Genomic DNA, 23,094 nt, shown 5'->3' with positions numbered 1-23,094 from the left:
GCGCCATGGCGGGGGTCCGCCACCGGCGGGGTGACCCGCCCCTCGAGGGCCGCGGGTCTACTGACGCCGTGGTCGCGAGTGCAGGTCCCCGAGGTGTTGCCACCGTCCTCACGGCATGGAGACGCGGAGACGCGGCCGCGCACCCACGCGGCCGGTGGGGAGGCAGCGACGTGGAGGTGCTCGGCGCCCTCGGGTTCTCGCCGGAGGAGGCGACGGTCTACCGGACGCTCGTCGGGCTCGGCGCGACCGGGCTGGCCGACCTCGCGCGTCGGTGCACGATGCCCGACGCCGACGTCGAGCAGGCCGTGCTCGCGCTCCGGGCCCGCGGTCTCGTCGCCGAGTCGGCGGTGGCGCCGGGCCGCTGGGTCGCGGCACCGCCCGGTGTCGCGCTCCGCGCCATCGTCAACGACCGGCGCCACGAGCTCGAGCAGGCCGAGCTCGCCGCAGCCCGGCTCGCCGAGGCCCACCGCACCGAGGCCTCCGTCGACGTCCACGACCTCGTGGAGGTCGTCATCGGCGCCGGCGCGGTCGGTCAGCGCTTCCACCAGCTGCAGCTCGGGGCCGTGTCGGAGGTCTGCGCGTTCGTCACCGACCGGCCGGCGGTCGTCACGGCCGACGAGAACTCGGCCGAGGACATCGCCACGGCGCGCGGCGTCCGGTACCGGGTGGTGCTCGAGCGCGACGTCCTCGAGCACGAGCCGCAGGCGAACGTCGCGGCCGTGCTGCGTCGGGAGGAGGAGGTGCGCGTCGTCGAGCGCGTGCCCACCAAGCTCGTCATCGCCGACGGACGCACCGCCCTCGTGCCGCTCGACGTCGAGGGGGCCGAGCCGTCTGCCCTCGTCATCCACGCCGCCGGACTCGTGGGTTCACTGGTGGCGCTGTTCGAGTCGGTGTGGCGCGACGCGTGGCCGCTCGTCCTGTCGACGCCCGACGCCGACGACATCGTCGAGATGCACTCGGGGCCGGACGAGTTCGACCTCCAGGTGCTCTCGCTGCTGCTCGCCGGTGCCTCCGACGCGCGGGTCGCGCGCCAGCTCGACGTCGGGCTTCGCACGGTGCAGCGGCGCGTCAGGTCGCTCATGGACGCGACCGGGTCCACGACGCGCATCCAGCTCGGGTGGGCCGCCCACGAGCGGGGCTGGGTGGCGCGGGCGTCGACCGATGCTGCGGCCACCGACATCGCCGCGCCGGAGGTCGCCGGCACGGCCTGACGCACGACCGGGATCTGTTGTGGGGCAGGGCTTCTGCGTCCTGGTCAGGGGTCAGTGCTCGGCGACCCAGCGTTCGAGGGCCTCGACCCGTGCCACGAGATCCTGCACGAGGTCGGGCTGGAGGGCGGCCTGCAGGTGGGCCTCCAGGCGCGCCTCGAGGGTCGAGGACGCTGGGGTGGCTGCGGGAGTGGAGGGCTGGTCGGCCAGGCCGCGACGGATCAGCGTGCGCGCCAGAGTGGACGGGCCGATGCCGAGCTCGGTCGCCTGCGCCGACAGGGCCTCGAACTCGTCGGTCGTGAGCCGGACCGAGATCATTTTGGAACGGTCGGGCCGGTCGGGCCGGTCGGGCCGGTCGGGCCGGTCGACGTGGTCGTCGCGGTCGTCGCGGTCGTCGCGGTCGCCACGGTCGCCTCGGTGGACGGTGTCGACGGCGGGGCGCCTGCGGGTGGTCTTCGGGTAGTCGGGCACCGTGACTCCTGAGATGTCATCGTCATGCATTGTCAGTGCTCGAGTCTATGGTGGAACCATGCTCCTCGACACTCGGCCCGCCGACGCCGGCACCGTGTCGACGCCTTCGGCGCCGACACGGTCGGTCCGTGCGCGCGCTGCCGTCGAGGGCGCTCGAGCGCGTCGGGGCTCGGGTCGTGCGCTCGGCGCCGGCGCGATCGGCGAGGCCGGTCAGGAGCAGGACGGGACCGGAGTCCCTGCGACGGGCGCGACAGAGGAGACGGATCTGTCGGAGGCGACGGACACGACGGGCTCGAAGGGCTCGACGGGCGCGACGGACGCGACGGACCTGTCGGAACGCCTCGCCGTGATGCTCGAGGCGGTGCGCGGGCTGGCGAACGACTTCCCCTTCTGGTCGCTCGGCGACGAGGCAGTGGCGCTCTCCTTCGGGCACGCGCAGGCGCTGCGGGAGGCCGCCCAGGCCCTGAGCGTCATGCTCGCGCGGGAGGCCGACGAGCGTGGGCTGGCCGGCGCGGCTCGGCTCTCCGGGCCCGACTGGCTGCGGGTCGCGGTCGGCGCGGGGAACGGTGACCGGTCCGAGCCCGGCCCGGGAGAAGGCGCCGCGGCCGCCGGTTCGGTGGTGGCCCTGGAGGGCGGCGATGCAGCGACGATGGCGCTCCTGGGCTCGGCGCTCCGAGAGCCGCGATGGGAACTGTTGGCGGCACGGGTCGCGGCCTGCGAGGTGTCGGCCGTGCAGGCCGGCGTCATCGTGCGGTTCCAGCGTGACCTCGCGCCGATCGCCGACCGGGAGCACCTCGACGACGTGGTGGCCTCGCTCGTGGAGCACGCGCCGGCGCTGACGGTTCGCGAGCTGCGCCGGCTCGTCGGTCACGCAAGAGCGAGCCTGCGCCCGCCGGCCGAGGCCGAGATCCGAGAGCGAGGGTTGCGCGCCGGGCGGTCGTTGCGGCGGGTCGGCTCGTGTGCCGGGTTCGTCGACTTCCTGCTGCGGCTCGACCCCGAGGGCGCGGCAATCCTCGAGGCGGCGATCGACCCGCTGGCGCGACCGCGGCCCGACCTCGACTGGTCCGGTCTGCAGGCCGCGACCACCTCCGACACCACCCCCGGTCCAGGCGCCTCAGCTTCCGGGGCCGGCGATGGTGGTGCCGCGTCGGGTGCCCTCGACCCGCGGACGCCGGCGACGCGGCGCGCAGACGCGCTGCTCGAGCTGGTCGGGCGGGCCGTCGGGGCGCCCGAGGGAGTGGCCCGCACGCCGCGCACGACGCTGGTGGTGACCATGAGCCTCGAGGCGCTGCTGGAGCAGGTCCAGGGCGCCGGGATCGCCGAGGATGACGCCGTGCTGAGCCCTGGGGCAGTGCGGCGGCTGGCGTGCGAGGCGGGGATCGTGCCGATGGTGCTGGGCGGGCCCTCTGAGGTGTTGGACGTGGGGCGGGCGCAGCGGTTCTTCACGCCGGCCCAGCGTCGGGCGCTGGCCCGGCGCGACGGTGGGTGTTCGTATCCGGGATGCACGATCCCACCGCAGTGGTGCGAGGCCCACCACGTCGTGCACTGGCTGCACGGGGGCCTGACCGACCTGGCCAACGGGGCGCTCTTGTGCGGGAGGCACCACACGGTGGTGCACGAGCGGGGCCTGACCGCGACGGTGAACGCGTTGGGGGTCACCTGGCACCGGTAGCTGCCCCGCCCTGTGCCCCGCCGTCCGGCGACGGGGCCCGCCAGCGTGCCGTCGCGGACGTTCTTCAACGCGATCGCCGGCTGCGCGCTGCCGACCGTGGACATCCAGGTACGGCGACATCCAGGGCCGGCCCAATCTGCCGTCGGGCCATGCGGATTCACGGCGTCGGCGCGTTGCGTGCCGGGCGTCCGTGAGCTGGTACGTCTGGGGATCTCGATGTACGGAGGTGCGTGAGGCGTTGGGAGGAGAGGAGGAGGCGTCAGAGGATGCGCCTGACTCCGGGCACGCGCCGCAGGAGCAGGACGATGACGTACGTCAGGGTCAGCACGGCACCGACGCGCAACAGCAGGACCGAGGTGCCACCGGCCGCGCGCTCGCCACCGATGACGGGCCACTCCGGGACCCACATCAGGATGGTGAGGTGGAGTGCGAATACTCCCATCGTCGCGTCGCCGAGGGTTCGCGCCAGCGAGCTCATCCGGGACGAGGCAAGGCGGCGCAGCGGCCCGTCGCGCCGGACCAGTCCCTGGAAGACCAGGAACACCGCCAACGAGTACACCATCGCCGGGGTGCTGTAGTAGCCGACTGGACTCATGGTTTCCAGCCAGGCCGGTGCCTCGGGGTTGTGCCACTGCCACCCCATCAGGGCTCCCAGGAGACAGGCGAGGACAAGTGCCCCGACGAGGGCGCGGCCGCGCAGGACGACGCCGCGCAGGGCCCAGCCGAGCAGGAAGTATCCGAGGTAGGGGACCCACCAGGTCCACGCCGTCTCGACGAAGACGTCCGGGGTACCGCGCCACTGAGCCGTCGCCTGGCTCAGGGCCGTCATCAGGCACGCGAGCGTGCCCACGACCAGCATCTGGCGGTGCGTCGCCTTGGCCACGAACGGGATGAGGACCGGCGTCAACACCGCCAGGCCGAGCACGATCCAGAAGAAGTAGAGGGCCGTGTAGAGCTTGCCGCTCAACGCCACGGCAGCGGCGTCGCCCAGCCGCAGGTCCTGGTCGAGGAGGAGGACGCGCACGAGGAAGTACCACGCGTGCCAGAAGACGACCGCCGGCACGAGCCGGAGGGCGCGCTTTCGGAGGAAGTCACGCGGCCCCTGGTAGCGGGTCGGGTCGAGCAGCAGGGCACCGCTCAGCATGACGAACACCGGGACCGCGAAGACCCCCAGTACGTCGAGATGGATGGCGGTAATGCCGCGCAGCGTGTCGCGGGCTCCGGGCTGCACTGCGTTGTAGCTGACCGTGTGGATCGTGACCACCGCGGCGATGGCCACGAAGCGCAGCCACGAGATCCAGGCGAGGTCCGGTCGGGGCCGAGCCGGCGTCCGGTCTGGCGCGGCGCCCCTGCGATCGCCCTCGGAGACCGCGTCGACGCCGTGGCCCGAGTCGCCGACGAGCGCGGCGTCGTCTGGGCGGTCCGCGTCGACGACCTCTGCCGGACCTCCGAGTCGCGAGGTGCTCATCGGAGGGCCCCGGCCTTGAGGTGTCCGGGGCATGCGGTTGCGACGGGCTGGGGGTGCGTGGGGCGCACGGGACTCCCTGGTCGTGGTGCTGTGTGGAGGGCGAGGACGTGGACCCCGGCGCAGCGGCTGGCGTCCGGGCCCGACAGCGGCGGCCCCGGTTGTTCGCCGGGGACCGCGCGACCGCACGCTACCCGCGCGAAGGCGCCTCGGCCTCCTCGTGCCACCGCTCAGCAGTCGTCGTTCATCGAGGTTCAGACGGCGTTGTATCGACGTTCAGACTGCGTCGTATCAACGTTCAGACTGCGTCGTGACAGCGCTCAGGTCGTCGGCGGACCCTGCTACGTGAGGACGCAGATGAGCCCGTTGTCGACGGGGCCGATCTCGAGGCGGCCGCCCCCGACGTGGAAGGCCTGCCAACCCTCGAGCGCCTTGAGGAACCGCTTCTCCTGGTCCATGGCCTCGGGCGACCCGGCCATCCGCGTCATCCCGGTGCCCTCGACCTTGACCAGCTCGTTCTCGGCCTTGTACGTGCCGACGATGCGGTTGACGCCCGTGGTCCCGGTGAGCAGCCCGTCCTCACCCAGGGACAGGCGCGGCCTCGGTTCGACCGTGGGCACGCCGCCGATCGACTCGACGACCCAGGTGTGCGACTCCTGCTCGGCGTTGCTCATGGCCCCGAGTCAACCACGCGGTACGCCCCCGACGCTGCCGCCGATCCACATCGACGTCGGCGACGAACGTCGTGCGGGAGGGGTTGGGGACAAGGACGCCGCCCGCCCCGCAGGTGCCCGGGACGGGCGGCGTCGGATGGCGTCGGACGCCGTCCAAGAGCGTCAGTCGGAGGAGTCCTTCGACATGCCGGTCTTGATGAGGTCCATGACCGAGCTGTCGGCGAGCGTCGTCACGTCGCCGACCTCGCGGCCCTCGGCGACGTCGCGCAGGAGGCGACGCATGATCTTGCCGGAGCGCGTCTTGGGCAGCTCGCTGACGATCATGATCGAGCGCGGCTTGGCGATGGGGCCGATCTCCTTGGCCACGTGGTTGCGCAGCTCCTGCACGAGGTCGGTGCCCTCGCCGGGCTCGTCGGCCTCCTGGACCGCCTCCTGGCGCAGGATGACGAAGGCGCACACGGCCTGGCCGGTGGTCTCGTCGTTGGCCCCGACGACCGCGGCCTCGGCGACCTTCGGGTGCGACACGAGCGCCGACTCGATCTCGGCCGTCGACAGGCGGTGGCCCGACACGTTCATGACGTCGTCGACGCGTCCGAGCAGCCAGATGTTGCCGTCGGCGTCGTACTTCGCGCCGTCGCCGGCGAAGTAGTACTTCTCGCCGAACCGCGACCAGTACGTCTCCTTGTAGCGCTCCGGGTCGCCCCAGATGCCGCGCAGCATCGAGGGCCACGGCTTGGTCAGCACGAGGTAGCCGACCTGCTCGGGCGTCGTGAACGGCTGGCCCTCGTCGTCGAGGATCTCGGCGCTGATGCCGGGGATCGGCTTCTGCGCCGAGCCGGGCTCGAGCGTCGTGACGCCGGGCAGCGGGCTGATCATGATGGCGCCGGTCTCGGTCTGCCACCACGTGTCGACGATCGGGGCGCGGCCCCCGCCGATGTGCTTGTGGTACCAGAGCCACGCCTCGGGGTTGATCGGCTCGCCGACCGAGCCGAGCAGCCGCAGCGAGCTCATGTCGAACTTCGCCGGGATGTCGGTGCCCCACTTCATGAAGGTGCGCACCGCCGTCGGGGCCGTGTAGAGGATCGTCACCTTGTAGTCCTGGACGATCTCCCACCAGCGGCCCTGGTGCGGCGTGTCCGGGGTGCCCTCGTACATGACCTGCGTGACGCCGTTGGTCAGCGGCCCGTAGACGATGTAGGAGTGGCCGGTGACCCAGCCGATGTCGGCGGTGCACCAGTACACGTCGGTGTCGCGGTGCACGTCGTGGACGACCGCGTTGGTGTAGGCCGCCTGGGTCAGGTAGCCGCCGGTCGTGTGGAAGATGCCCTTCGGCTTACCGGTCGTGCCGGAGGTGTAGAGGATGAAGAGCGGGTGCTCGGCCTCGAACGCCTGCGCCTCGTGCGTCGGGGACGCCTTCTCGACGGCCTCGTGCCACCAGAGGTCGCGCTCGTCGTTCCAGGCGGTGTCCTGGCCGGTGCGCTTGACGACGAGCACGTGGTCGACCGAGGTGTCGCCGTGGTCGAGGGCGGCGTCGACGGCCGGCTTGAGGGCCGAGGGCGCGCCGCGCCGGTAGCCGCCGTCGGCCGTGATGACGACCTTGGCCTTGGCGTCGTCGATGCGCGAGTGCAGCGCCTCGGCCGAGAAGCCGCCGAAGACGACCGAGTGCGGGGCGCCGAGGCGGGCGCAGGCGAGCATCGCCACGGCGGCCTCGGGGATCATCGGCAGGTAGATCGCGACGGTGTCGCCCTTGCCGACGCCGAGGTCGGCGAGGGCGTTGGCGGCGCGCTGCACCTGCTCGTGCAGGTCGGCGTAGGTGATGTCGCGGGTGTCGCCCTCGGGCTCGCCGACGAAGTGGATCGCGACCTTGTCGCCGCGGCCGGCCTCGACGTGGCGGTCGACGGCGTTGACGCACGCGTTGAGCTCGCCGTCGGCGAACCACTTCGCGAAGGGCGGGTTGCTCCAGTCGAGCGACTGCATGAACGGGGTGCTCCACGTCAGGTAGGTGCGGGCCTGCTCGGCCCAGAAACCCTCGTGGTCGGCGCTCGCCTGCTCGTAGAGGTCGGCGGTGCCGTTGGCCTGAGCGGCGAAGTCGGCCGGGGGCGGGAAGGTCAGGCCCTCGTGGACGAGGTTCTCGAGCGGCTTGTCGCTCACGGTGTCACCCTTTCGCATCGACGGTGGTGCGCTGGCGTCGACCCGGCGGGCGCGGGGCGCGCGGGCATCGACGGTCGGCACAACTCAAACGCAGGCTAGTTCGCCCAGCAAGGCCGCGTGACGGGGGTCTCACCGCTACCGGCGAGTAGCCCGCCGAACGGTCCCGGCCGCCGGACGAGCGGTCGACGTCCGTGGCCGGTGGAAAGGTGGACCGCGCGACGCCACCGGAAGGACGCGGCGTGGGGGAGGGTGGTGCGGTGACCGACGTGCGCCCGTTCCGACCGACCGACGCCGAGGGCGTGGCCGCGCTGTGCCGCGAGCTCGGCTGGCCCTCCTTCTCCGACGCGGAGGTCGCCGCCCGGGCGTGCACGGCACCGGGCGTCTTCGCCTGGGTCGCGGTCGAGTCGGGCGGCCAGGGTGGGCGGGTCGTCGGCTTCGCGCAGGCCTTCGGCGACGGCGTCGTGCAGTCCTACCTCGCCCAGCTCGGCGTCACCGCGACGCACCGACGCGGCGGGGTCGGTCGGCGCCTCGTCGAGGCGGTCTTCGCGGCATCGGGCACGCAGCGGATGGACCTCGTCACCGACGACGCCGAGGCGTTCTACCGCTCCTTCGCGCACCGCGAGAAACCGGGCTTCCGCATCTACCCCGACCTGCCGCGTCCGGACGCGTGAACCGGCCAACGTTCACCAGAGGTTCGGCCCCGCGTCGGCCGCCTCGGCGTCGAACCGGACGAACGTGGACGACATGGACACTCACCCCCCTGCACCCGCCATCCCCACCGACGCCTCTTCAGCCACCCCTGCCAGACCCACGCGGCGCACGGTCCTGCGCACCGGCCTCGCCACCGGCGCCGTCGCCCTCGCCGGCGGCAGCGTCCTGCTCGACAGCCGGCCCAGCGCCGCCGCCCCGACGCCGACCGCCGACCCGTTCACCCTCGGCGTCGCGAGTGGTGACCCGGCGCCCGACGGCTTCGTCATCTGGACGCGCCTGGCGCTCGACCCGATCGCGTCGGACGGCCTCGGGGGCATGCCGTCGACGACCTACCAGCTGGGCTGGCAGGTGGCCACGGACGAGCGCTTCGCCGACGTCGTCAAGGCGGGTTCGGTTGCGGCAGAGCCGGGCTGGGCGCACTCGGTGCACGTCGAGGTCGGCGGCCTGCGCCCCGGCCGCGAGTACTGGTACCGCTTCCGGCTCGGTCGCCACCTGTCGCCCGCCGGCCGCGCCGTCACGTCGCCGGGTGCGCTCGAGCTGCCGTCGGCGCTGACGATGGCGTTCGTGTCGTGCTCGAACTTCCCGGCCGGCTACTTCACGGCGTACGACCGGCTGGCGCAGGAGCGTCCGGACCTCGTGCTGCACCTCGGCGACTACCAGTACGAGGGCGCGGGCAACGGCGTCGGCCGCGCCCACGTCGGCCCGGAGACGACGACCCTCGTCGGCTACCGGCAGCGCTACGGCCAGTACAAGAGCGACCCCGACCTGCAGGCCGCGCACGCCGCCGCCCCGTGGCTCGCCGTGTGGGACGACCACGAGGTCGACAACAACTACGCCGGCGACACCCCCGAGAAGGTCGCCGAGAAGCCGACCTTCCTGCAGCGGCGCACCGCCGCCTACCGCGCCTACTACGAGAACATGCCGCTCCGCCGGACCTCCGTGCCGAACGGCCCGAACCTCGACCTCTACCGACGGGTCCGGTGGGGGAGGCTCGCCAACTTCCACATGCTCGACACGCGCCAGTTCCGCTCCGACCAGGCCTGCGGCGACGGCTACAAGGACTGCGCCGACGCCGCCGACCCCGCGCGCTCGCTGCCCGGCACGGAGCAGGAGGCCTGGCTGCTCGACGGGTTCCGACGCTCCGAGGCCCGCTGGGACCTGCTCGGCCAGCAGGTCTTCTTCGGCCGCCGCGACAACGACCCGACGGCGAGGACGACCGTGTCGATGGACGCGTGGGACGGCTACCCGGCCTCCCGGCAGCGGGTGACCCAGGGCTGGGTCGACGCCGGCGTCCGCAACCCGGTGGTGCTCACCGGCGACGTCCACGCCCACTGGGCCTCCGACCTCTACCTCGACTACGACAACCCCGGCGAGGTCGTCGGCTCCGAGCTCGTCACCAGCTCGATCACCTCCGGCGGCAACGGCTACGACAGCCCCACCGGCCAGCACCCGTGGGCGGCCTGGAACCCGAACCTGCGGTTCTGGACCAACCTGCGCGGCTACGTGTCCACGACGATCACGCCCGACGCGATGACGGCCCGCTTCCGGTGCGTGCCGGTCGTGACGACGCCGGGCGCCGAGGCGTTCACCCGTGCCGAGTTCGTCATCGACGACGGGGTGCGCGGGCTGCGACAGACGGCCGACAACCCGCTGCCGGCGTCGGCCTCGCTGCGCCGCTCGACGCCGACCGACGAGCAGGTCGTGGCCGACACGATCCGCGAGGAGACGCACGGCTCGGACTGAGCCCGGGTCGCCTCCCTCGGCCCACCCGGTGTCACACGGTGTGACACGCCCGCCTCCGTCGCTGCGGCCGCCCACCCATCCGTGGGCGGCCGCGGCACCGAAGACGAGGTGTGCGCGGCCTGCCCACCGACCTCACCTACCGCGTCGTCGTCCGTGCGGCCCGGGCGATCTTCGCCGCCCTCGGGCTGCGGATCGAGGTGCGGGGTGCGGAGCACGTGCCGGCGCGCGGCGGGGCGGTCCTGGCGAGCAACCACGTCAGCTTCCTCGACTTCCTGTTCGTGGGCCTCGTCGGCACCGAGCGCGGCCGGCTCGTCCGGTTCCTCGCCAAGCAGGGCGTCTTCGCGCCACCCGTTGTCGGGGCGGCGATGCGGTCGATGCGCCACGTCCCCGTCGACCGCGCGCACGGGGAGGTGGCGCTGCGGCGGGCGGTGCGGCTCGCGGCGTCCGGGGAGGTCGTCGGCCTCTTCCCGGAGGCGACGATCTCCCACTCGTGGGAGCTGCGGCCGCTGCGTCCCGGCGCTGCCGCGGTCGCCGGGTGGTGCGGCGTCCCGCTCGTGCCGGTCGTCGTGTGGGGCGGCCAGCGCGTCCTCACGGTCGGCGGACGCTGGAGCCTGCGTCGCGGCCGCGCCGTGACCGTCAGCGTCGGGGAGCCCCTGCACCCCGGGGCCGATGCCGACCCGTACGTCGTCACCGAGGCGCTGCGCGAGCGGCTGGCCGGCTTGCTCGCCGACGCGGTCGACACCTACCCCGACCGCCCGCGCGACCACGCCGACCGCTGGTGGCTGCCCGCGTCACGCGGCGGCACGGCCCCCGGCGTCGAGGAAGGGCTGCGCCTCGACGCCGAGGCGATGGCCAGGGTCGACGGTCCGCCGCGCGCCAGCAGGGCTGTCCTGTAGGCGAACTCACCCCGGCACGGTGTCGGGACCCCGCTGGCGATCACGTCGGCCCGCCGCGGCGCGGAGGGCCTCGAGGTCCGCGCGGTCCTTGTCGCCACCGGCGGGGTCGTCGCGCGCGTTCTCCTTGTCGGCGAGCATTCGGGCGAGCGGGACGGTGCGGGCGCGGACGCCGTCGAGGGTGCTCGTCGCGTCCCCGAAGGGCTCCGCGCTCCACAGTGCCGGCTCGGGCTCGAAGGGGATGAAGACCTCGCCCTCGTCGCCGTCGACGAGGAACGTGAGCTCGAGCCGCACCCCCTCGCGCGCGTACCTCGTGCCGACCACCTCGCCGGCCAGGGGAGTGTGCTCCCACCCCGCGGCGACGAGGCAGCCGTGCAGGCGAGGCCGGTCGCGCAGCCAGACCGCGAGGTCGACGTCGTCGTGCGGACGCGTCCGGCGGCCGACGAGGAAGTCGACGCCCCAGCCTCCGAAGAGCCAGTGCTCGAAGCCGGACGCGTCGAGGGCCGCGCCGAGCTCGCCGATCGCCGCGAGCTGACGGGCCTCGGTGGCGCGTCGGTCGTCGCCGCCGTCCATGCCTTCAGGCTAGGTCCGGTGGCGAGCGCATGCGGCCGGATCGGGCGGTCACCACTGCGCGAAGTCCGCCATGGCGCAGTTCCGGCGGCGTCAGGGCCTGCTCGGCCGCGGGAAGTCCGCCATGGCGCAGTTCCAGCGGTGTTGGGGCCAGTCCGAGCGCGCCAACTCCGCCACGGCGCACTTCCCGTGGCGGGTCAGTAGGCCATGCCCATGACGGCGCGGACCGTGGCCAGGGTGCGGTCGGCGACCGCGTTGGCGCGCTCGTTGCCCCCGCGCAGCACCCCCGCGACGTAGCCGGGGTCGCGTTCGAGCTCGGCACGCCGGGCCCGGTGCCCCGCGAGAGAGCCGTTGACCGCGTCGGTGACGACCTCCTTGAGCCGGCTCGCGCCACCGTCACCGATGCCCTCCGCGACCGCCTCGGGCGACTCCTCGAGGAACAGCCCGGCGATGGTCAGCAGGTTGGCCACGGCGGGACGACCGTTGGGGTCGTACGTGATCCGCCGTTCGGAGTCGGTGCGGGCCGCGCGGATCCGGGCCGCCGTCTCGTCGGCCGAGTCGCGGAGGTTGACGACGTTGCCCCGGCTCTTGCTCATCTTCGTGCCGTCGGTGCCGAGCAGCAACGGCACGTCCGACAGCAGCGCCTCCGGCTCGCCGAACACCGGCTGGCCGCCGGCGTACCGGGCGTTGAAGCGTCGGGCGATGGCGCGCGTCTGCTCGAGGTGCGGCAGCTGGTCGCGGCCGACCGGCACGATCCGGCTGTGGCAGAAGAGGATGTCGGCCGCCTGGTGCACCGGGTAGGTGAGCAGCAGGCCCGACAGCGGCCGCCCGTCGGACAGCGTCAGCTCGTCCTTGACGGTCGGGTTGCGCCGCAGCTCGGCGTCGGTGACGAGCGACAGGAACGGCAGCATCAGCTGGTTGAGGGCGGGCACGGCGCTGTGGGCGAAGATCGTCGTCCGTGCCGGGTCGAGGCCGGCCGCGAGGTAGTCGAGCACCAGGCCGTGCACGTTGTCGCCGATCGCCCCGACGGAGTCGCGGTCGGTGATGACCTGGTAGTCGGCGATGAGGACGAACGTCTCGACTCCCTTGTCCTGCAGACGGACCCGGTTGCGCAGGCTGGCCAGGAAGTGGCCGATGTGCAGGGGCCCGGTGGGCCGGTCGCCGGAGAGCATCCGGAACCGCGTCGGGTCACTCGCCGCGTGCTCGTCGATGAGGGCGTCGAGGACGCGGCTGCGTTCCCGGGCCGCGGCGTACGTGACGCTCTCATCGGCCTCGAAGGGTGGGTGGGCCAAGGCGGTCGCGCTGGTAAGGGCGGCCGTGCTGGTCATGCTGGTCATGCTGGTCATGCGGGTGCTCCTCGTGGAAGGCCCACGGGCCGCACGCCGTCCACGCCTGACGCACATGGCAAGAGCCGCCCGTGGGCGGCTCTGGATGGGTTGGTTCGACAGGCCGCCTCAGCTGGGCAGCCACCGCGCGCGGATCGGTGCGACGGTCGAACTCATGTGGTCAGGGTACGCCTCGTCGCCGCCTTCGTCGCATCCCGCTCAGAACTCTATGAACAGAACGTCGACGCCCCGGGCGCGCCTGCACGAGCGTGTCCCCAGGCCACGGAGCGTCCCGGGCCTCTCACAGTGAGGTGGAACTGTCAATGACGATAAGTCCTTTCGCGACCGGCCCGGATCGGGACCAGCAGGTGCTGGCAGACCCTCCTCCCGCACCGACGCTCTCGCCGCCCGGCCGGGCAACCCCCGACCGGGCCACCCCCGACCGGGCCACCCCCGACCGGGCCACCCCCGACCGGGCCGCCCCCGACCGGGCCACCCCCGACCGGGCCTCGGCCGTGGTCCGTGCCGTGTGCACCGTCGCCTTCTGGGCGAGCCTGCTGTTCTTCGTCTACCTCTGGGTCGCCGACGGGTCGCTCGACAAGATGTTCGCCAAGCCCGAGGGCCCGCTCAGCTACCCGGGCAAGCTCGCCGGGCTGGTGTCGGCCGACCTGATGATCGTGCAGGTCGTGCTCATGGCACGCCTGCCGTGGATCGAGCGCTCCTTCGGCCGTGACCGGCTCGTGCGGATCCACCGGTGGACGGGTTTCACGTCGCTGAACCTCATGCTCGCCCACATCGTCCTGCTCATGCTCGGCTACATGGTCCGCGACGGCCGGACCGTGCTCGGGTCGCTCTGGTGGATGGTCGCCGACTGGCGCGGCATGATGCTGGCCGCGCTCGGCACGGTGCTGCTGGTCATGGTGGGCGTCACCTCCAGCCGGGCCGCCCGCCGGCGCCTGCGCTACCACACCTGGCACCTGCTCCACCTCTACACGCTCCTCGGCATCGCCCTCGTCGTGCCGCACATGATCTGGACCGGCAGCGAGTTCCGTCCGCAGTGGGCCCAGGTGCTCCTCGTGACGCTGTACGCCCTCGCCGTCGGCTGCCTCCTCGTCTTTCGGCTCCTCGTGCCCCTGCTCCGCTCGGCGCGCCACCGCGTCGTCGTCGACCGGGTCGTCGAGGACGCGCCGGGCAACGTGTCCGTGCACCTGCGGGGCCGTGACCTCGAGCGGCTCGGCACCCAGGCTGGCCAGTTCTTCATCTGGCGCTTCCGCGACGGACGCGGCTGGACGCGCGGCAACCCGTACGCCCTCTCGGCTGCCCCGCAGGCCGACACCCTCCGCATCACGGCCAAGGAGGTCGGCACCAACAGCCGGCGCCTGCGTGGCCTGCGACCCGGGACGCCCGTCCTCTTCGAGGGCCCGTACGGGCGGTTCACCAGCGCGTCGGGGCACGGTGGCAGGGTCACGGCCATGGCGTCGGGGATCGGCATCACCCCGGTGCGTGCCCTGATGGAGGACCTCGACTACGCCCCGGGCGAGGCCGTCCTGATCTACCGCGGCTCGAGCGAGGACGACTTCGTGTTCCGGCACGAGCTGGACGAGCTGGCGCGGGAGCGGGGCGTGCGCGTCGTCTACCTGCCCGGGCACCGGCCGAGCGGCCGCACCTCCTGGCAGGCCGCACCAGCGAGCGAGGAGGACCACGTGGCGATCCGGAGTCTCGTGCCCGACGTCTGCGACGGCGACGTCTACATCTGCGGTCCCGACGCGTGGGCGCAGTCCGCCGCCGAGGCCGCCCGACGGGCCGGCGTCCCGAACACCCACATCCACGTCGAGCGCTTCGCGTTCTGACCGCGGCAGGAGAGCCCCATGATCCGGAACACCCTGTGGGTGGCGGCGACTGCCATCGCGCTCGCGCTCACCCTCGCCTACCCGACCAGCGCCAACCAGGGGGTGCCCTACGGGCGCACTCCCGGCGCCACCGTCAAGAGCAAGCCGACGCCGGCCCGCTCGATGCCGGCTACGCCTGCACCCGCTCCGCCTGCTGCGCCCTCCGCGTCGACCGTGCCGGCCAACCCGTAGGCGTTGGACGGCCGGCCGTGAGCCAGGGGCGTTCGAGCAGGACGAAGCTCGCGGCCACGACCGGCACGAGGACGGCGAGCGCGGCCGCACACACGAGCAGCGGTGATGCGTCCGGCCAGGCCGCCCGCACCGCCCACACGACCGGGAGGTGCCAGAGGTAGAGGCTGTAGCTCGCGACTCCGAGGCCGGACAGCACCCGGGAACCGAGCAGCCGAAGGACCACACCCCCGCGGTCGCGGCGGTGGTCGATGACGACGAACGCGACCACCGCCGCCGCGGGGAACACCGTGTAGCGGTAGGCGGGGTGCCCGTTGAGCGAGCTCGGCAGGAGCGTCGCCACGACGAGCAGCGCGATCCCGAGCGTCACGACGAGCGGGTCGCGACCCGCGTCGTCGCGTCGACCCGGCACGGCGTGGTGCAGGGCCAGCCCCGCCCCGATGAGCATCGCCGCCCAGTTCGCCGGTGCCACGAAGTAGAAGACGCGCGGCGACAGGGCGAGCGAGGCGACGTAGAGAGCGCCCGCCGCGACGAGCACGACCGTGCGCAGCCGGGCCGCGTCGAGGCGGCGTCGGGCGGCGAGCAGCAGCAGCGGCCACACGAGGTAGAAGACCCACTCGACCGTGAGGCTCCACGTGTGCTGCCACGGCTCGACGGCGATCGGTCCGGCCGCGACGAAGGGCGCCGTCGCCTGCGCGAGCACGACCGGTGCCGTGCGGATCACATCGGCGAGCGGGGGAGCGTCGAGGGCCGCGAACACGGCACCGGTGACGACGACCATGCCGAGCAGCGCCGGATAGAGCCGCACGACGCGTCGACGCACGAAGTCGGCGTAGGTGGCTCGCAGCGGGGCCCCGGCCGGGCGCCGCCACAGCTGGCGCGTCACGAGGTAGCCCGACAGCACGAAGAACACGACGACCCCGGCGTGGCCGCCGCCGTCGAGCTCGGACAGCCCGCTGTAGAAGACGAGGTGCACGTGCACGACCGCGAGCGCGGCAAGGCCCCGCAGCCCGTCGAGCACGCGCTCCCGGTGCGCGGGGCTCGACGTTGCGGGCTCGGCGGTCACCCTCGGATTGTCGCGGGTGGGATGCGTCCTGTCCGCCGATCGGCGGACCCGGACGCGGTGCGGCCCGACGCATCGGCCGCTCGGGTGCGTTGACGTGTCGGGGTGTGGGGACGCGTCGGGCGTGGGGCTGCTCACGCGGTGGCACGCGTCGGTCGGGCCTCCTCCTAGGCTGGGCCGGTGCCCGACCCGACCCCTGCCCAGACCGCGCTGCTCGACCACCTCGCCGCCCTCGTCGACCTGCCCGACGTGCGCGAGCGCGCCGAGGCCGCCCGCGAGGCGAGCACCCGGCTGCGGTTCCACGAGGCGCTGCGCCGTCGGATCCCCGAGGCCGCGGCCGAGTCGCGGGTCCGTGGCGCGCAGGCCAGCGCCGCGCTGGACGGTGCGGACTTCCCGGTGGAGGTCGTGCGGGCGTTCATGAGCGGCACGCACGAGTGGCCCGAGGACCCCGACCCCGGCCTGTCGACGCTCCAGGGCGCCGTCGCTGCGACGGCCGAGAGCGAGCGCGTCGTGGGTCTCGTGCGCACCGCGCCGCTGCAGGCCCTGGCGCGGCTCCACGTCGCGGCGGCCTCACCGGTCGTCGGGTCGGACGCGCTGGGGCGCCCGCGCGTCGGCGACGAGTCGTGCACCGAGCTCGTCGACCTCGGCGACGCGCCGTCGGCGTCGGCCGTCGCCACCCGGCTCTCGGCCCTGAGCGAGCTCGTCGTCGCGGCCGCGGGGTCGACCCGGATCCCCGCAGCCGTCACGGCCGCCCTCGTCCACGCGGAGGTCGCCGCGATCAGGCCCTTCGTCCACGGCAACGGCCTCGTCGCACGCGCCATGGAGCGCGCGCTCGTGCAGGCGCTCGGCCTCGACCCCACCGGCGTCGCCGTCCCCGAGGCGGGCCATCTCGCCCAGGGCGGGCCCGCCTACCTCGGGTCGCTCGCCGCCTACGCCACGGGCGGCGCGCGCGGCGTCGGTCTCTGGCTCGCCCAGGCCGGCACCGCCTACGTCGAGGGCGCCGCGGCGGGAGAGCGGATCAGCGACGCCGTCCGCGTCGGGCGGCTCGGCCCCGGCCTCTGAGGCCCCGAGTCCCATTCGCCGGACCCGCGGGGCGCCCTCCCGTGCGTGGTGTCCACGATGGTGGACAGTTCCGGGCTCCCGCGACGCGTCGGGTCTGTCGCCACGCCGACGCGGTGGGGTAGAACGGACGCAGGAACCACATCGCCGAGAGGCGTAGATCCGGATCCGCGTAGAACCCTTTTCCGAGAAGTATCGAGTACCCACGCGAGAGCAGTTCCTTTTGGAACCGTCCACCCCCGGGATCACCACCGGGGCGACACTACGGAAATTGCACGCCTGGTAGCCCGATACGTCTCCGGAGGCCCTCGACCGTCCACGGTCGGGGGCCTCCACTCGTGTGGGGACCGTTCCGGTCTGCGGGTCTGCGGGCCGGGTGTGCTCGGGTCCGAGCGGGTGTGCTCGGGTATGCGCCACCCGACGCCCTCGGAGGACCGGGTGTTGGAGTCTGACCGTTTTGGCCCGCGCGGTGGTCGCGTGCGACCATTCCACGCGGCTGCACCCACGGCCTGATTCGTGAAAATTCGCTGCGTGTCGTGACAAGTCGGTTTGCATTCGGGTGCAATGGGGTCCACGATTGTGGCGGCGCTCCCCTTCGGGGTCGAGCGCTGCGCGATCTGGCTCCTCCCCCCCGGTGCCAGTCTCGTGAAGGTGGCCTCCGTCTTCCCCCGGACGGAGGCCACCTGTCTGTCCGGGATCGGTCAGGCGCCGCATCGGCGTCGTCCCCGAGGCGCTGACGTGCCTTGTCCACACCCCGCCCCGCAGCTGCCCCGCCGTCCACAGCCGCGGCATGAGGGCTGGGCCTGCCACCGACCGGCGACGACGGTGTCGTCATGGGAAACGTCATCGCCGTCCTGTCCGCCTCGGGCGGCGTCGGGGCCTCGTGCCTCGCCGCAGCGCTCGCCGTCCGGGCCGCGGCCGCCGGGCGCTCCGCCGTCGTCGTCGACCTCGACCGCGGCGCCGGGCGCCTGGACGTCGTGCTCGGCGTCGAGCAGGAGCCCGGGTGGCGCTGGCCCGACCTCGCCGACGTCCGCGGGGTCGTCGACGGAGCCGGGCTCGCCGACCGGCTGCCGACCACCGCCGGTGTCGCCGTGCTCTCGGGGGCGCCGCCGTGGGCGGCCGGCCAGGACCCGCACGACTGGCTCGACACGGTCCCCGACGTCGTCACCGGGCTGGCCGACGCGCACGCCGTCACCGTGCTCGACCTGCCCCGGTCGGTCGGGGTCGTCGAGACCGTCGCCCCGCTCGTCGACGCGATCGTCGTCGTGGTCGGCACCGAGGTGGTGCAGCTGGCCGCCGCGACGCTCGTCGTCCCGGGCGTGCGCCGCGTCGTCGGCGCTGCGCGGCGGGAGGCCGACGACTGGTCCGGGCCGCCCGTGCCGCCCATCGAGCCCTGGGTCGTGCTCCGCGGTGCCCGCGTCGAGCCCGAGCTCGAGGACCTCGTCATGGACGAGCTCGATGTGCCCGTCGTGGCCGCGGTCGGTGACGACCGGCGCGTCGTCACCGAGGTCGCAGAGGGACTTCCACCGGGCGTGCGCGGTCGAGGCCCGCTCGTCCGGGCCGCCGACGAGCTGCTCCTGCGGCTGGTGTCCATCTCGGAGGCGGCGTGAGCCTCAGCCCGGCGGTCTGGGAACGGGTCCGTGAGGGCGTCGTGCCGGGCCCCGACGCGGTCGCCGCCGTCGCGGCCCAGGAGCAGGGAGCGCTCGGGGCGACGCGGGTCGCGGCGACGCGCTCGGCGCTCGGGGCCCGGGTGCTGGGCGCCGGCCCCCTCGATGCGTGGCTGGCCGAGCCCGGCGTCACCGACGTCGCCGTCAACGGCGACGGGTGGGTCTGGGTCGACCGTGGAGCCGGCATGGAGCGCACCACCGACCACCTCGACCCGGCCGACGCCCGCACCCTCGCGGTGCGCCTGGCGGGGCTCGCCGGCCGGCGGCTCGACGAGGCGAGCCCCTGGGTCGACGGGCAGCTGCCCTCCGGGGCCCGCCTGCACGCGATGCTCCCACCCCTCGTCGAGGGCGGGGCCCACGTGACCATCCGCGTGCCGCCGTCGCGGTCCGTGTCGCTGGCGTCGCTCGCGGCCCGCGGCATGGTGCCGCCCGGCTGGGAAGCCGTTCTCGAGGCGCTCGTGCGCCGCCGGCTCGCGTTCGTCGTGTCGGGCGGAACGGGCGCGGGCAAGACGACGCTGCTCGCCGCCCTCCTGTCGGCGTGCGACCCGCTCGAGCGCCTGCTCGTCGTCGAGGACGTCCGCGAGCTGCGTGTCGAGCACCCCCACGTCGTGCGGCTCGAGGCCCGCCCGGCCAACGTCGAGGGTGTCGGCGAGGTGACGTTGTCGACGCTCGTGCGCCAGGCGCTGCGGATGCGGCCCGACCGCATCGTGGTCGGGGAGGTCCGCGGCGGCGAAGTGCGTGACCTGCTGACCGCGCTCAACACCGGGCACGAGGGCGGGTGCGGCACGGTGCACGCCAACGAGCCCACCGACGTGCTGGCCCGCTTCGAGGCGCTCGGGGCGCTCGCGGGGTTGTCGCCCTCGGCGGTCCGTTCGCAGGTGTCGGCAGCCCTCGACGTCGTCGTCCACGTCGCGCGCTCGCGCGGCGTGCGACACGTCCGTGCCGTGGCCCTGCTCCGACGCGGTGATCGTGGTCCGCGGGTCGAGCCGGCCCTCGCCTGGGCAGGTCCCGGCAGCGAGCAGCAGGTCGGGCCGGGTTGGCCCCACCTCGCCGCGCGTCTCGGGCTGCCCTCCAGCCCACCGACCGGTCGCCTTTCGGCCCAGCAGGTCGGCGCAGACTCCTCTGCGGGTGCGGCGTGAGCGTCGTCGGCGGGGCGTCGATCTGGGCCTCGGTCCCGCTGAGCACAGCCGGCCTGACGGTGGGTGTCCTCGTCGCGCTGGTCGCCCTGGCCTGGCCCCGACGCCGCGCGGTGCGCGCTGCCCGGTCCAGGGACGCCCTCGCCCTCGGGCCGAGCTGCTCGGCGGCTGACTCCTCGCCCCCGGAGCCGGGTGGTCGCCGCGAGGCCATGGCCCGGCTGTGGCGGGCCGACCCCGTGCAGCTCGTGCGGGAGTGGCGGCTGCGTCGACGGTCCGACGACCTGCTCGCGGGCGCGCTCGACCTCCTGTCCGGGATCGGTGCGGGCCTGGAGGCCGGTCTGCCACCCGTGCGGGCCGTCGAGCTCGCGGCGACCTCGGTGGTCGGCGCCGACGCGCTCGCCCACGTGTCGAGAGCCGGCGCCGGTGCCGCGACGCCCCCGGCTCCGGGTTCGCTCCCCGCCGTCGCCGGCCTAGCGGGCGACCTCGTGCGTGCCGGCCGGCTGGTCCGGCCCGCCTCGGCCGTCTGGGACGACTGGGCGCTGAAGAGCGGCTCGGACGAGCTGGCCTTCGTCGCCGCCGCCTGGCGCCTGTCCGAGCGCACCGGCGCGCCGCTGGCCGCCGCCGTCGAGCGCGCCGCTCGCGGACTGCGTGACGTGCGCCGTCGCCGCGGTCGGGTGGCTGCAGCCGTGGCCGGCCCGCGCGCCACCGTCTCGGTGCTCACGGCACTGCCGCTCGCCGGGCCGCTGCTCGGGATGGCGTGCGGCGTCGACCCGCGGACCCTCTACCTCGGCTCGCCGCTGTCCACGGCGGCCGTCGTGCTCGGGGCCGGTCTCGCGGTGCTCGGTCGCTGGTGGTGCGCCCGGATGGTGCGGGCGGTGGCGTCGTGAGCGCGGGCGCCGTCGCGAGCGCGCCCCTCGTCGCCGGCGTCCTGGTCATGCTGGCCGTGCTCGTCCTGCCGTCCCGGCGCGAGGTGGCCGATCGACCCGACGCCCTCACCCTGCCCGAGGACGCCGACGTGCCGACGTCCGTCGAGTCCGGTCGGGGTGGCGCTCGCGTCGAGCCCGCGCCGGCGCAGGTGGCCTCCGCCCTGGCGCTCCTGGCCCTCGGCTACCGCTCGGGGCTGCCCACGTGGGACGTCCTCGACGCGGTGGGGGACGGGCTGCCCGCCGACCCGGCCGCAGACCTGAGGCAGGTGGCCACGGCCCTTCGCTGGGGTGCCTCCGACACCGAGGCCTGGGGCTCTGTCGGCACGGCGTGGACTCCGGCGGCGCGGGCCGTCGAGGTGGCGCACCTGGCCGGGGTGCCACCCGCGCCCCTGCTCCTCGCGGCCGCCGACGACCTGCGCGAGGCCGAGCTCGAACGGGTCGAGGTCGCCGCGGCCCGGGTCGGCGTCCGCCTCGTCGCCCCGCTGGGGCTGGTCCTGCTGCCGGCCTTCTGCCTCACCACCGTCGTGCCCCTCGTCATCGCCCTGGCCCGAGACCTCGTGTCCTCATGACCTGCCGCGGTGCGATCCGGCGAGGCCGCGGAGTCGCGCCACGCGAGGACGGCTCGCCCACAGACCAGCCGAGCGTCGCTCGGACCAGAGAAAGGAAACCCCATGTCCCACAGCATGATCCGCACTCTCCGCCGCCTGCGTCGAGCCCGGCCGCGCGGAGACGACCGTGGCATGACGACGGCCGAGTACGCCGTTGGCATCATGGCGGCCTGCACCTTCGCGCTCGTGCTGCTCGGGGTGGTCAAGTCCGACGCGGTCCGCTCGGCGCTCGCCGGGATCGTCCAGAGCGCCCTGGGGATCGCCGGGTGAGCGGACCCTCCCGTCGCGAGCACGGGATGGTGACGGCCGAGCTGGCCGTCGCCGTCCCGGCCGTGGTGCTCGTCCTCGCGATGTGCCTCGCCGCCGTGCGGGTGGCCGTCGACCAGGTGCGCTGCGTCGACGCCGCCCGGATCGCCGCGCGGGCAGCGGCACGCGGCGACCCGGTGGAGCAGGTGACGAGCCTCGGGCGCTCGGCCGCCCCCGACGGGGCAGAGGTGCAGGTCCACGCCGCGCCGCTCGGGGTGGCGGTGACGGTGAGCGTCGACGCCGGTGGCTGGGCGGGCCTGCCCACGTGGACCCTGCGGGCCGTGGCCGTCACACCGACCGAGACTCCGCCATGAGCCGGCCCGGGCGCCTCCGGAGTGCGTCCGGAGCTGCGAGGGACCGTGGGTCCGCGAGCATCCTCGTGCTCGCGGTGACCGGGGTCCTGCTCGCAGCCGGCGTCGCGGCACTCGTGCTCGGCTCGGTGGCCGTGGCAGGTCAGCGCGCCCGGCTCGCGGCCGACCTCGCGGCCATCGCCGGCGCGACCGGCGAGCGGTCGGCGCACGGCCGGGCGTGCGCGACCGCCGCTGCGGTGGCCCGTGCCAACGGGGCTCGCCTCGAGGTGTGCTCATCGGACGGCGAGGACGTCACGGTCGAGGTCAGCGTCGAGGTGCCGGTCTGGCCCGATGCGGCCCGAGCCCGCTCCCGGGCCGGCCCGGCCCGCTCGGGCTGAGCCGGCCGCTCGGGCTGAGCCGGCCGCTCGGGCTGAGCCGGTCCGCTCGGGCTGAGCCGGTCCGCTCGGGCTGAGCGTCCGGCCGGGTCGAGCCGGAGCGTCCGGTCGGGTCGGGCCGGTGCGTCAGCGGTTCTGCCAGGCGTCCGGTGCGGTCAGCAGCTGGCGGACGCGCTCGGACAGGTCGCCCGTGCGAAGCGCCTCGAGCGAGGTGCCGTCGAGCACCTCGCGCAGGCTGGCGCGGACGGCGACCCACAGGCTCGGCAGGTGGGCCGCCACACCCTGGTACTCGGTCTCGTGCGGCCGGAGCCCGCGCACCTCGGCGAGCGGGCCGTCCACGGCCCGGAACACGTCGCCCACGCTGATCTCCTCGCCCGGCCGCCCGAGCACGTAGCCGCCTCGCGCCCCGCGCCGGCTCAGCACCAGACCGGCCCGGCGCAGGTCGGCGAAGATCGCCTCGAGGAACTTGCGGGGCAGGTCCTGCCGGGTGGCCAGGCTGTCGATGCTGATCGGGCCGGAGCCCTCGGCCTCCGCGTCGCTGAGGATGAGCATCGCCCTGACGGCGTAGTCGACCCGGGCAGAGATGTCCACCGGCACAGTCTGCCGCAGCCGCCGGCGCCGCCGTCGGACGCGGGGCCGACCGGGGTCCCGATCGGGACCAGGCACACGCGCCGGTCGGCGGG

23 protein-coding genes are annotated in these 23,094 nt (G+C 74.2%); 15 read left to right on the top strand and 8 right to left on the bottom strand.

Going from position 1 to position 23,094, the window contains the following annotated elements:
* Positions 1-170: 170 nt before the first annotated feature.
* Positions 171-1,211: a helix-turn-helix domain-containing protein gene (locus tag BIV28_RS06270; protein ID WP_242652795.1), complete on the top strand. Its 1,041-nt coding sequence runs from the start codon at positions 171-173 to the stop codon at positions 1,209-1,211.
* A 51-nt stretch (positions 1,212-1,262) separates the two neighbouring features.
* Here the strand turns inward: BIV28_RS06270 and BIV28_RS19925 are convergent, their stop codons facing one another.
* Positions 1,263-1,709, bottom strand: a complete 447-nt coding sequence (locus tag BIV28_RS19925) for a hypothetical protein (RefSeq protein ID WP_207555810.1) — start codon at positions 1,707-1,709, stop codon at positions 1,263-1,265.
* 28 nt (positions 1,710-1,737) lie between these two features.
* Between BIV28_RS19925 and BIV28_RS06260 the strand changes: the two genes are divergently transcribed.
* On the top strand, positions 1,738-3,351 hold the full coding sequence (locus BIV28_RS06260) for an HNH endonuclease signature motif containing protein (protein WP_076260250.1): 1,614 nt from the start codon (positions 1,738-1,740) through the stop codon (positions 3,349-3,351).
* 259 nt (positions 3,352-3,610) lie between these two features.
* Here the strand turns inward: BIV28_RS06260 and BIV28_RS06255 are convergent, their stop codons facing one another.
* The 3 genes from BIV28_RS06255 to acs all read right to left on the bottom strand — a co-directional run bounded on the left by BIV28_RS06255 (position 3,611) and on the right by acs (position 7,659).
* Positions 3,611-4,819, bottom strand: coding sequence for an acyltransferase (locus BIV28_RS06255; protein WP_076260248.1), 1,209 nt, complete (start codon positions 4,817-4,819; stop codon positions 3,611-3,613).
* Between the two features lie 338 nt (positions 4,820-5,157).
* Entirely contained in the window at positions 5,158-5,490 is a 333-nt protein-coding gene (locus BIV28_RS06250) for an META domain-containing protein (protein ID WP_076260246.1), read from the bottom strand.
* Positions 5,491-5,652: 162 nt separating this feature from the next.
* A complete protein-coding gene (gene acs, locus BIV28_RS06245) occupies positions 5,653-7,659 on the bottom strand; it encodes an acetate--CoA ligase (RefSeq protein ID WP_076260355.1) in 2,007 nt (668 codons plus the stop codon).
* A gap of 239 nt (positions 7,660-7,898) precedes the next feature.
* On the opposite strand from acs, the gene BIV28_RS06240 reads away from it, so the two are divergent.
* The 3 genes from BIV28_RS06240 (at position 7,899) to BIV28_RS06230 (ending at position 10,991) form a co-directional block, all read left to right on the top strand.
* Positions 7,899-8,312 carry a GNAT family N-acetyltransferase gene (locus BIV28_RS06240; RefSeq protein WP_076260244.1) on the top strand — a complete coding sequence of 138 codons (414 nt, stop codon included), beginning with the start codon at positions 7,899-7,901 and terminating at the stop codon, positions 8,310-8,312.
* Positions 8,313-8,385: 73 nt separating this feature from the next.
* Complete coding sequence (locus BIV28_RS06235) at positions 8,386-10,095, top strand: alkaline phosphatase D family protein (protein ID WP_083707087.1); 1,710 nt, start codon at positions 8,386-8,388, stop codon at positions 10,093-10,095.
* A gap of 110 nt (positions 10,096-10,205) precedes the next feature.
* The gene (locus tag BIV28_RS06230; protein ID WP_242652794.1) at positions 10,206-10,991 is read left to right on the top strand and encodes a lysophospholipid acyltransferase family protein; all 786 of its coding nucleotides are present in this window, start codon (positions 10,206-10,208) and stop codon (positions 10,989-10,991) included.
* 6 nt (positions 10,992-10,997) lie between these two features.
* Here BIV28_RS06230 and BIV28_RS06225 read toward each other — a convergent pair whose 3' ends face one another.
* Both BIV28_RS06225 and trpS read right to left on the bottom strand, forming a co-directional pair.
* Positions 10,998-11,561: a nucleotidyltransferase domain-containing protein gene (locus tag BIV28_RS06225; RefSeq protein WP_076260242.1), complete on the bottom strand. Its 564-nt coding sequence runs from the start codon at positions 11,559-11,561 to the stop codon at positions 10,998-11,000.
* A gap of 194 nt (positions 11,562-11,755) precedes the next feature.
* Positions 11,756-12,895, bottom strand: coding sequence for a tryptophan--tRNA ligase (trpS, locus tag BIV28_RS06220; protein WP_083707102.1), 1,140 nt, complete (start codon positions 12,893-12,895; stop codon positions 11,756-11,758).
* Between the two features lie 311 nt (positions 12,896-13,206).
* On the opposite strand from trpS, the gene BIV28_RS06215 reads away from it, so the two are divergent.
* Both BIV28_RS06215 and BIV28_RS19920 read left to right on the top strand, forming a co-directional pair.
* Complete coding sequence (locus BIV28_RS06215; protein WP_083707086.1) at positions 13,207-14,733, top strand: ferredoxin reductase family protein; 1,527 nt, start codon at positions 13,207-13,209, stop codon at positions 14,731-14,733.
* Positions 14,734-14,751: 18 nt separating this feature from the next.
* Positions 14,752-14,964, top strand: coding sequence for a hypothetical protein (locus BIV28_RS19920; RefSeq protein ID WP_207555809.1), 213 nt, complete (start codon positions 14,752-14,754; stop codon positions 14,962-14,964).
* On the opposite strand, the gene BIV28_RS06210 is transcribed toward BIV28_RS19920, so the two are convergent.
* Positions 14,903-16,027, bottom strand: a complete 1,125-nt coding sequence (locus tag BIV28_RS06210) for an acyltransferase family protein (protein ID WP_076260240.1) — start codon at positions 16,025-16,027, stop codon at positions 14,903-14,905. The genes BIV28_RS19920 and BIV28_RS06210 overlap by 62 nt on opposite strands.
* Positions 16,028-16,204: 177 nt before the next feature.
* Between BIV28_RS06210 and BIV28_RS06205 the strand changes: the two genes are divergently transcribed.
* From BIV28_RS06205 to BIV28_RS06170, 8 genes are all read left to right on the top strand, one after another.
* Positions 16,205-17,086 carry a Fic family protein gene (locus tag BIV28_RS06205; protein WP_076260239.1) on the top strand — a complete coding sequence of 294 codons (882 nt, stop codon included), beginning with the start codon at positions 16,205-16,207 and terminating at the stop codon, positions 17,084-17,086.
* An 830-nt stretch (positions 17,087-17,916) separates the two neighbouring features.
* The gene (locus BIV28_RS06200) at positions 17,917-18,693 is read left to right on the top strand and encodes a CpaE-like family protein (RefSeq protein WP_076260237.1); all 777 of its coding nucleotides are present in this window, start codon (positions 17,917-17,919) and stop codon (positions 18,691-18,693) included.
* Positions 18,690-19,889 carry a TadA family conjugal transfer-associated ATPase gene (locus BIV28_RS06195; protein ID WP_076260235.1) on the top strand — a complete coding sequence of 400 codons (1,200 nt, stop codon included), beginning with the start codon at positions 18,690-18,692 and terminating at the stop codon, positions 19,887-19,889. Before BIV28_RS06200 ends, BIV28_RS06195 begins: the two co-directional genes overlap by 4 nt.
* A complete protein-coding gene (locus BIV28_RS06190) occupies positions 19,886-20,773 on the top strand; it encodes a type II secretion system F family protein (protein ID WP_076260233.1) in 888 nt (295 codons plus the stop codon). Before BIV28_RS06195 ends, BIV28_RS06190 begins: the two co-directional genes overlap by 4 nt.
* Positions 20,770-21,381, top strand: a complete 612-nt coding sequence (locus BIV28_RS06185; protein WP_207555808.1) for a type II secretion system F family protein — start codon at positions 20,770-20,772, stop codon at positions 21,379-21,381. The genes BIV28_RS06190 and BIV28_RS06185 overlap by 4 nt, the downstream gene beginning before the upstream one ends.
* Positions 21,382-21,483: 102 nt before the next feature.
* The gene (locus tag BIV28_RS06180; protein ID WP_076260232.1) at positions 21,484-21,690 is read left to right on the top strand and encodes a DUF4244 domain-containing protein; all 207 of its coding nucleotides are present in this window, start codon (positions 21,484-21,486) and stop codon (positions 21,688-21,690) included.
* The gene (locus tag BIV28_RS06175) at positions 21,687-22,040 is read left to right on the top strand and encodes a TadE family type IV pilus minor pilin (protein ID WP_242652793.1); all 354 of its coding nucleotides are present in this window, start codon (positions 21,687-21,689) and stop codon (positions 22,038-22,040) included. The genes BIV28_RS06180 and BIV28_RS06175 overlap by 4 nt, the downstream gene beginning before the upstream one ends.
* Positions 22,037-22,414, top strand: coding sequence for an Rv3654c family TadE-like protein (locus BIV28_RS06170; protein WP_076260228.1), 378 nt, complete (start codon positions 22,037-22,039; stop codon positions 22,412-22,414). The genes BIV28_RS06175 and BIV28_RS06170 overlap by 4 nt, the downstream gene beginning before the upstream one ends.
* Positions 22,415-22,537: 123 nt before the next feature.
* On the opposite strand, the gene BIV28_RS06165 is transcribed toward BIV28_RS06170, so the two are convergent.
* The gene (locus tag BIV28_RS06165) at positions 22,538-23,002 is read right to left on the bottom strand and encodes an RrF2 family transcriptional regulator (RefSeq protein ID WP_076260227.1); all 465 of its coding nucleotides are present in this window, start codon (positions 23,000-23,002) and stop codon (positions 22,538-22,540) included.
* Positions 23,003-23,094: the final 92 nt, after the last annotated feature.

Source organism: Intrasporangium flavum, from assembly GCF_001956915.1.
Classification (GTDB): Bacteria; Actinomycetota; Actinomycetes; order Actinomycetales; family Dermatophilaceae; genus Monashia; species Monashia flava.
The sequence above is the reverse complement of the archived record's forward strand: the minus strand, read 5'-3'. Positions and strand labels throughout refer to the sequence as shown.

Bases quoted from the DNA above. Each gene is read 5' to 3' on its own strand.
- BIV28_RS19925 (WP_207555810.1), bottom strand. From the start codon at position 1,709: ATGCATGACGATGACATCTCAGGAGTCACGGTGCCCGACTACCCGAAG.
- BIV28_RS06260 (WP_076260250.1), top strand. From the start codon at position 1,738: ATGCTCCTCGACACTCGGCCCGCCGACGCCGGCACCGTGTCGACGCCT.
- BIV28_RS06255 (WP_076260248.1), bottom strand. From the start codon at position 4,819: ATGAGCACCTCGCGACTCGGAGGTCCGGCAGAGGTCGTCGACGCGGAC.
- BIV28_RS06250 (WP_076260246.1), bottom strand. From the start codon at position 5,490: ATGAGCAACGCCGAGCAGGAGTCGCACACCTGGGTCGTCGAGTCGATC.
- acs (WP_076260355.1), bottom strand. From the start codon at position 7,659: ATGCGAAAGGGTGACACCGTGAGCGACAAGCCGCTCGAGAACCTCGTC.
- BIV28_RS06235 (WP_083707087.1), top strand. From the start codon at position 8,386: ATGGACACTCACCCCCCTGCACCCGCCATCCCCACCGACGCCTCTTCA.
- BIV28_RS06225 (WP_076260242.1), bottom strand. From the start codon at position 11,561: ATGGACGGCGGCGACGACCGACGCGCCACCGAGGCCCGTCAGCTCGCG.
- trpS (WP_083707102.1), bottom strand. From the start codon at position 12,895: ATGACCAGCATGACCAGCACGGCCGCCCTTACCAGCGCGACCGCCTTG.
- BIV28_RS06215 (WP_083707086.1), top strand. From the start codon at position 13,207: ATGACGATAAGTCCTTTCGCGACCGGCCCGGATCGGGACCAGCAGGTG.
- BIV28_RS19920 (WP_207555809.1), top strand. From the start codon at position 14,752: ATGATCCGGAACACCCTGTGGGTGGCGGCGACTGCCATCGCGCTCGCG.
- BIV28_RS06200 (WP_076260237.1), top strand. From the start codon at position 17,917: ATGGGAAACGTCATCGCCGTCCTGTCCGCCTCGGGCGGCGTCGGGGCC.
- BIV28_RS06180 (WP_076260232.1), top strand. From the start codon at position 21,484: ATGTCCCACAGCATGATCCGCACTCTCCGCCGCCTGCGTCGAGCCCGG.
- BIV28_RS06170 (WP_076260228.1), top strand. From the start codon at position 22,037: ATGAGCCGGCCCGGGCGCCTCCGGAGTGCGTCCGGAGCTGCGAGGGAC.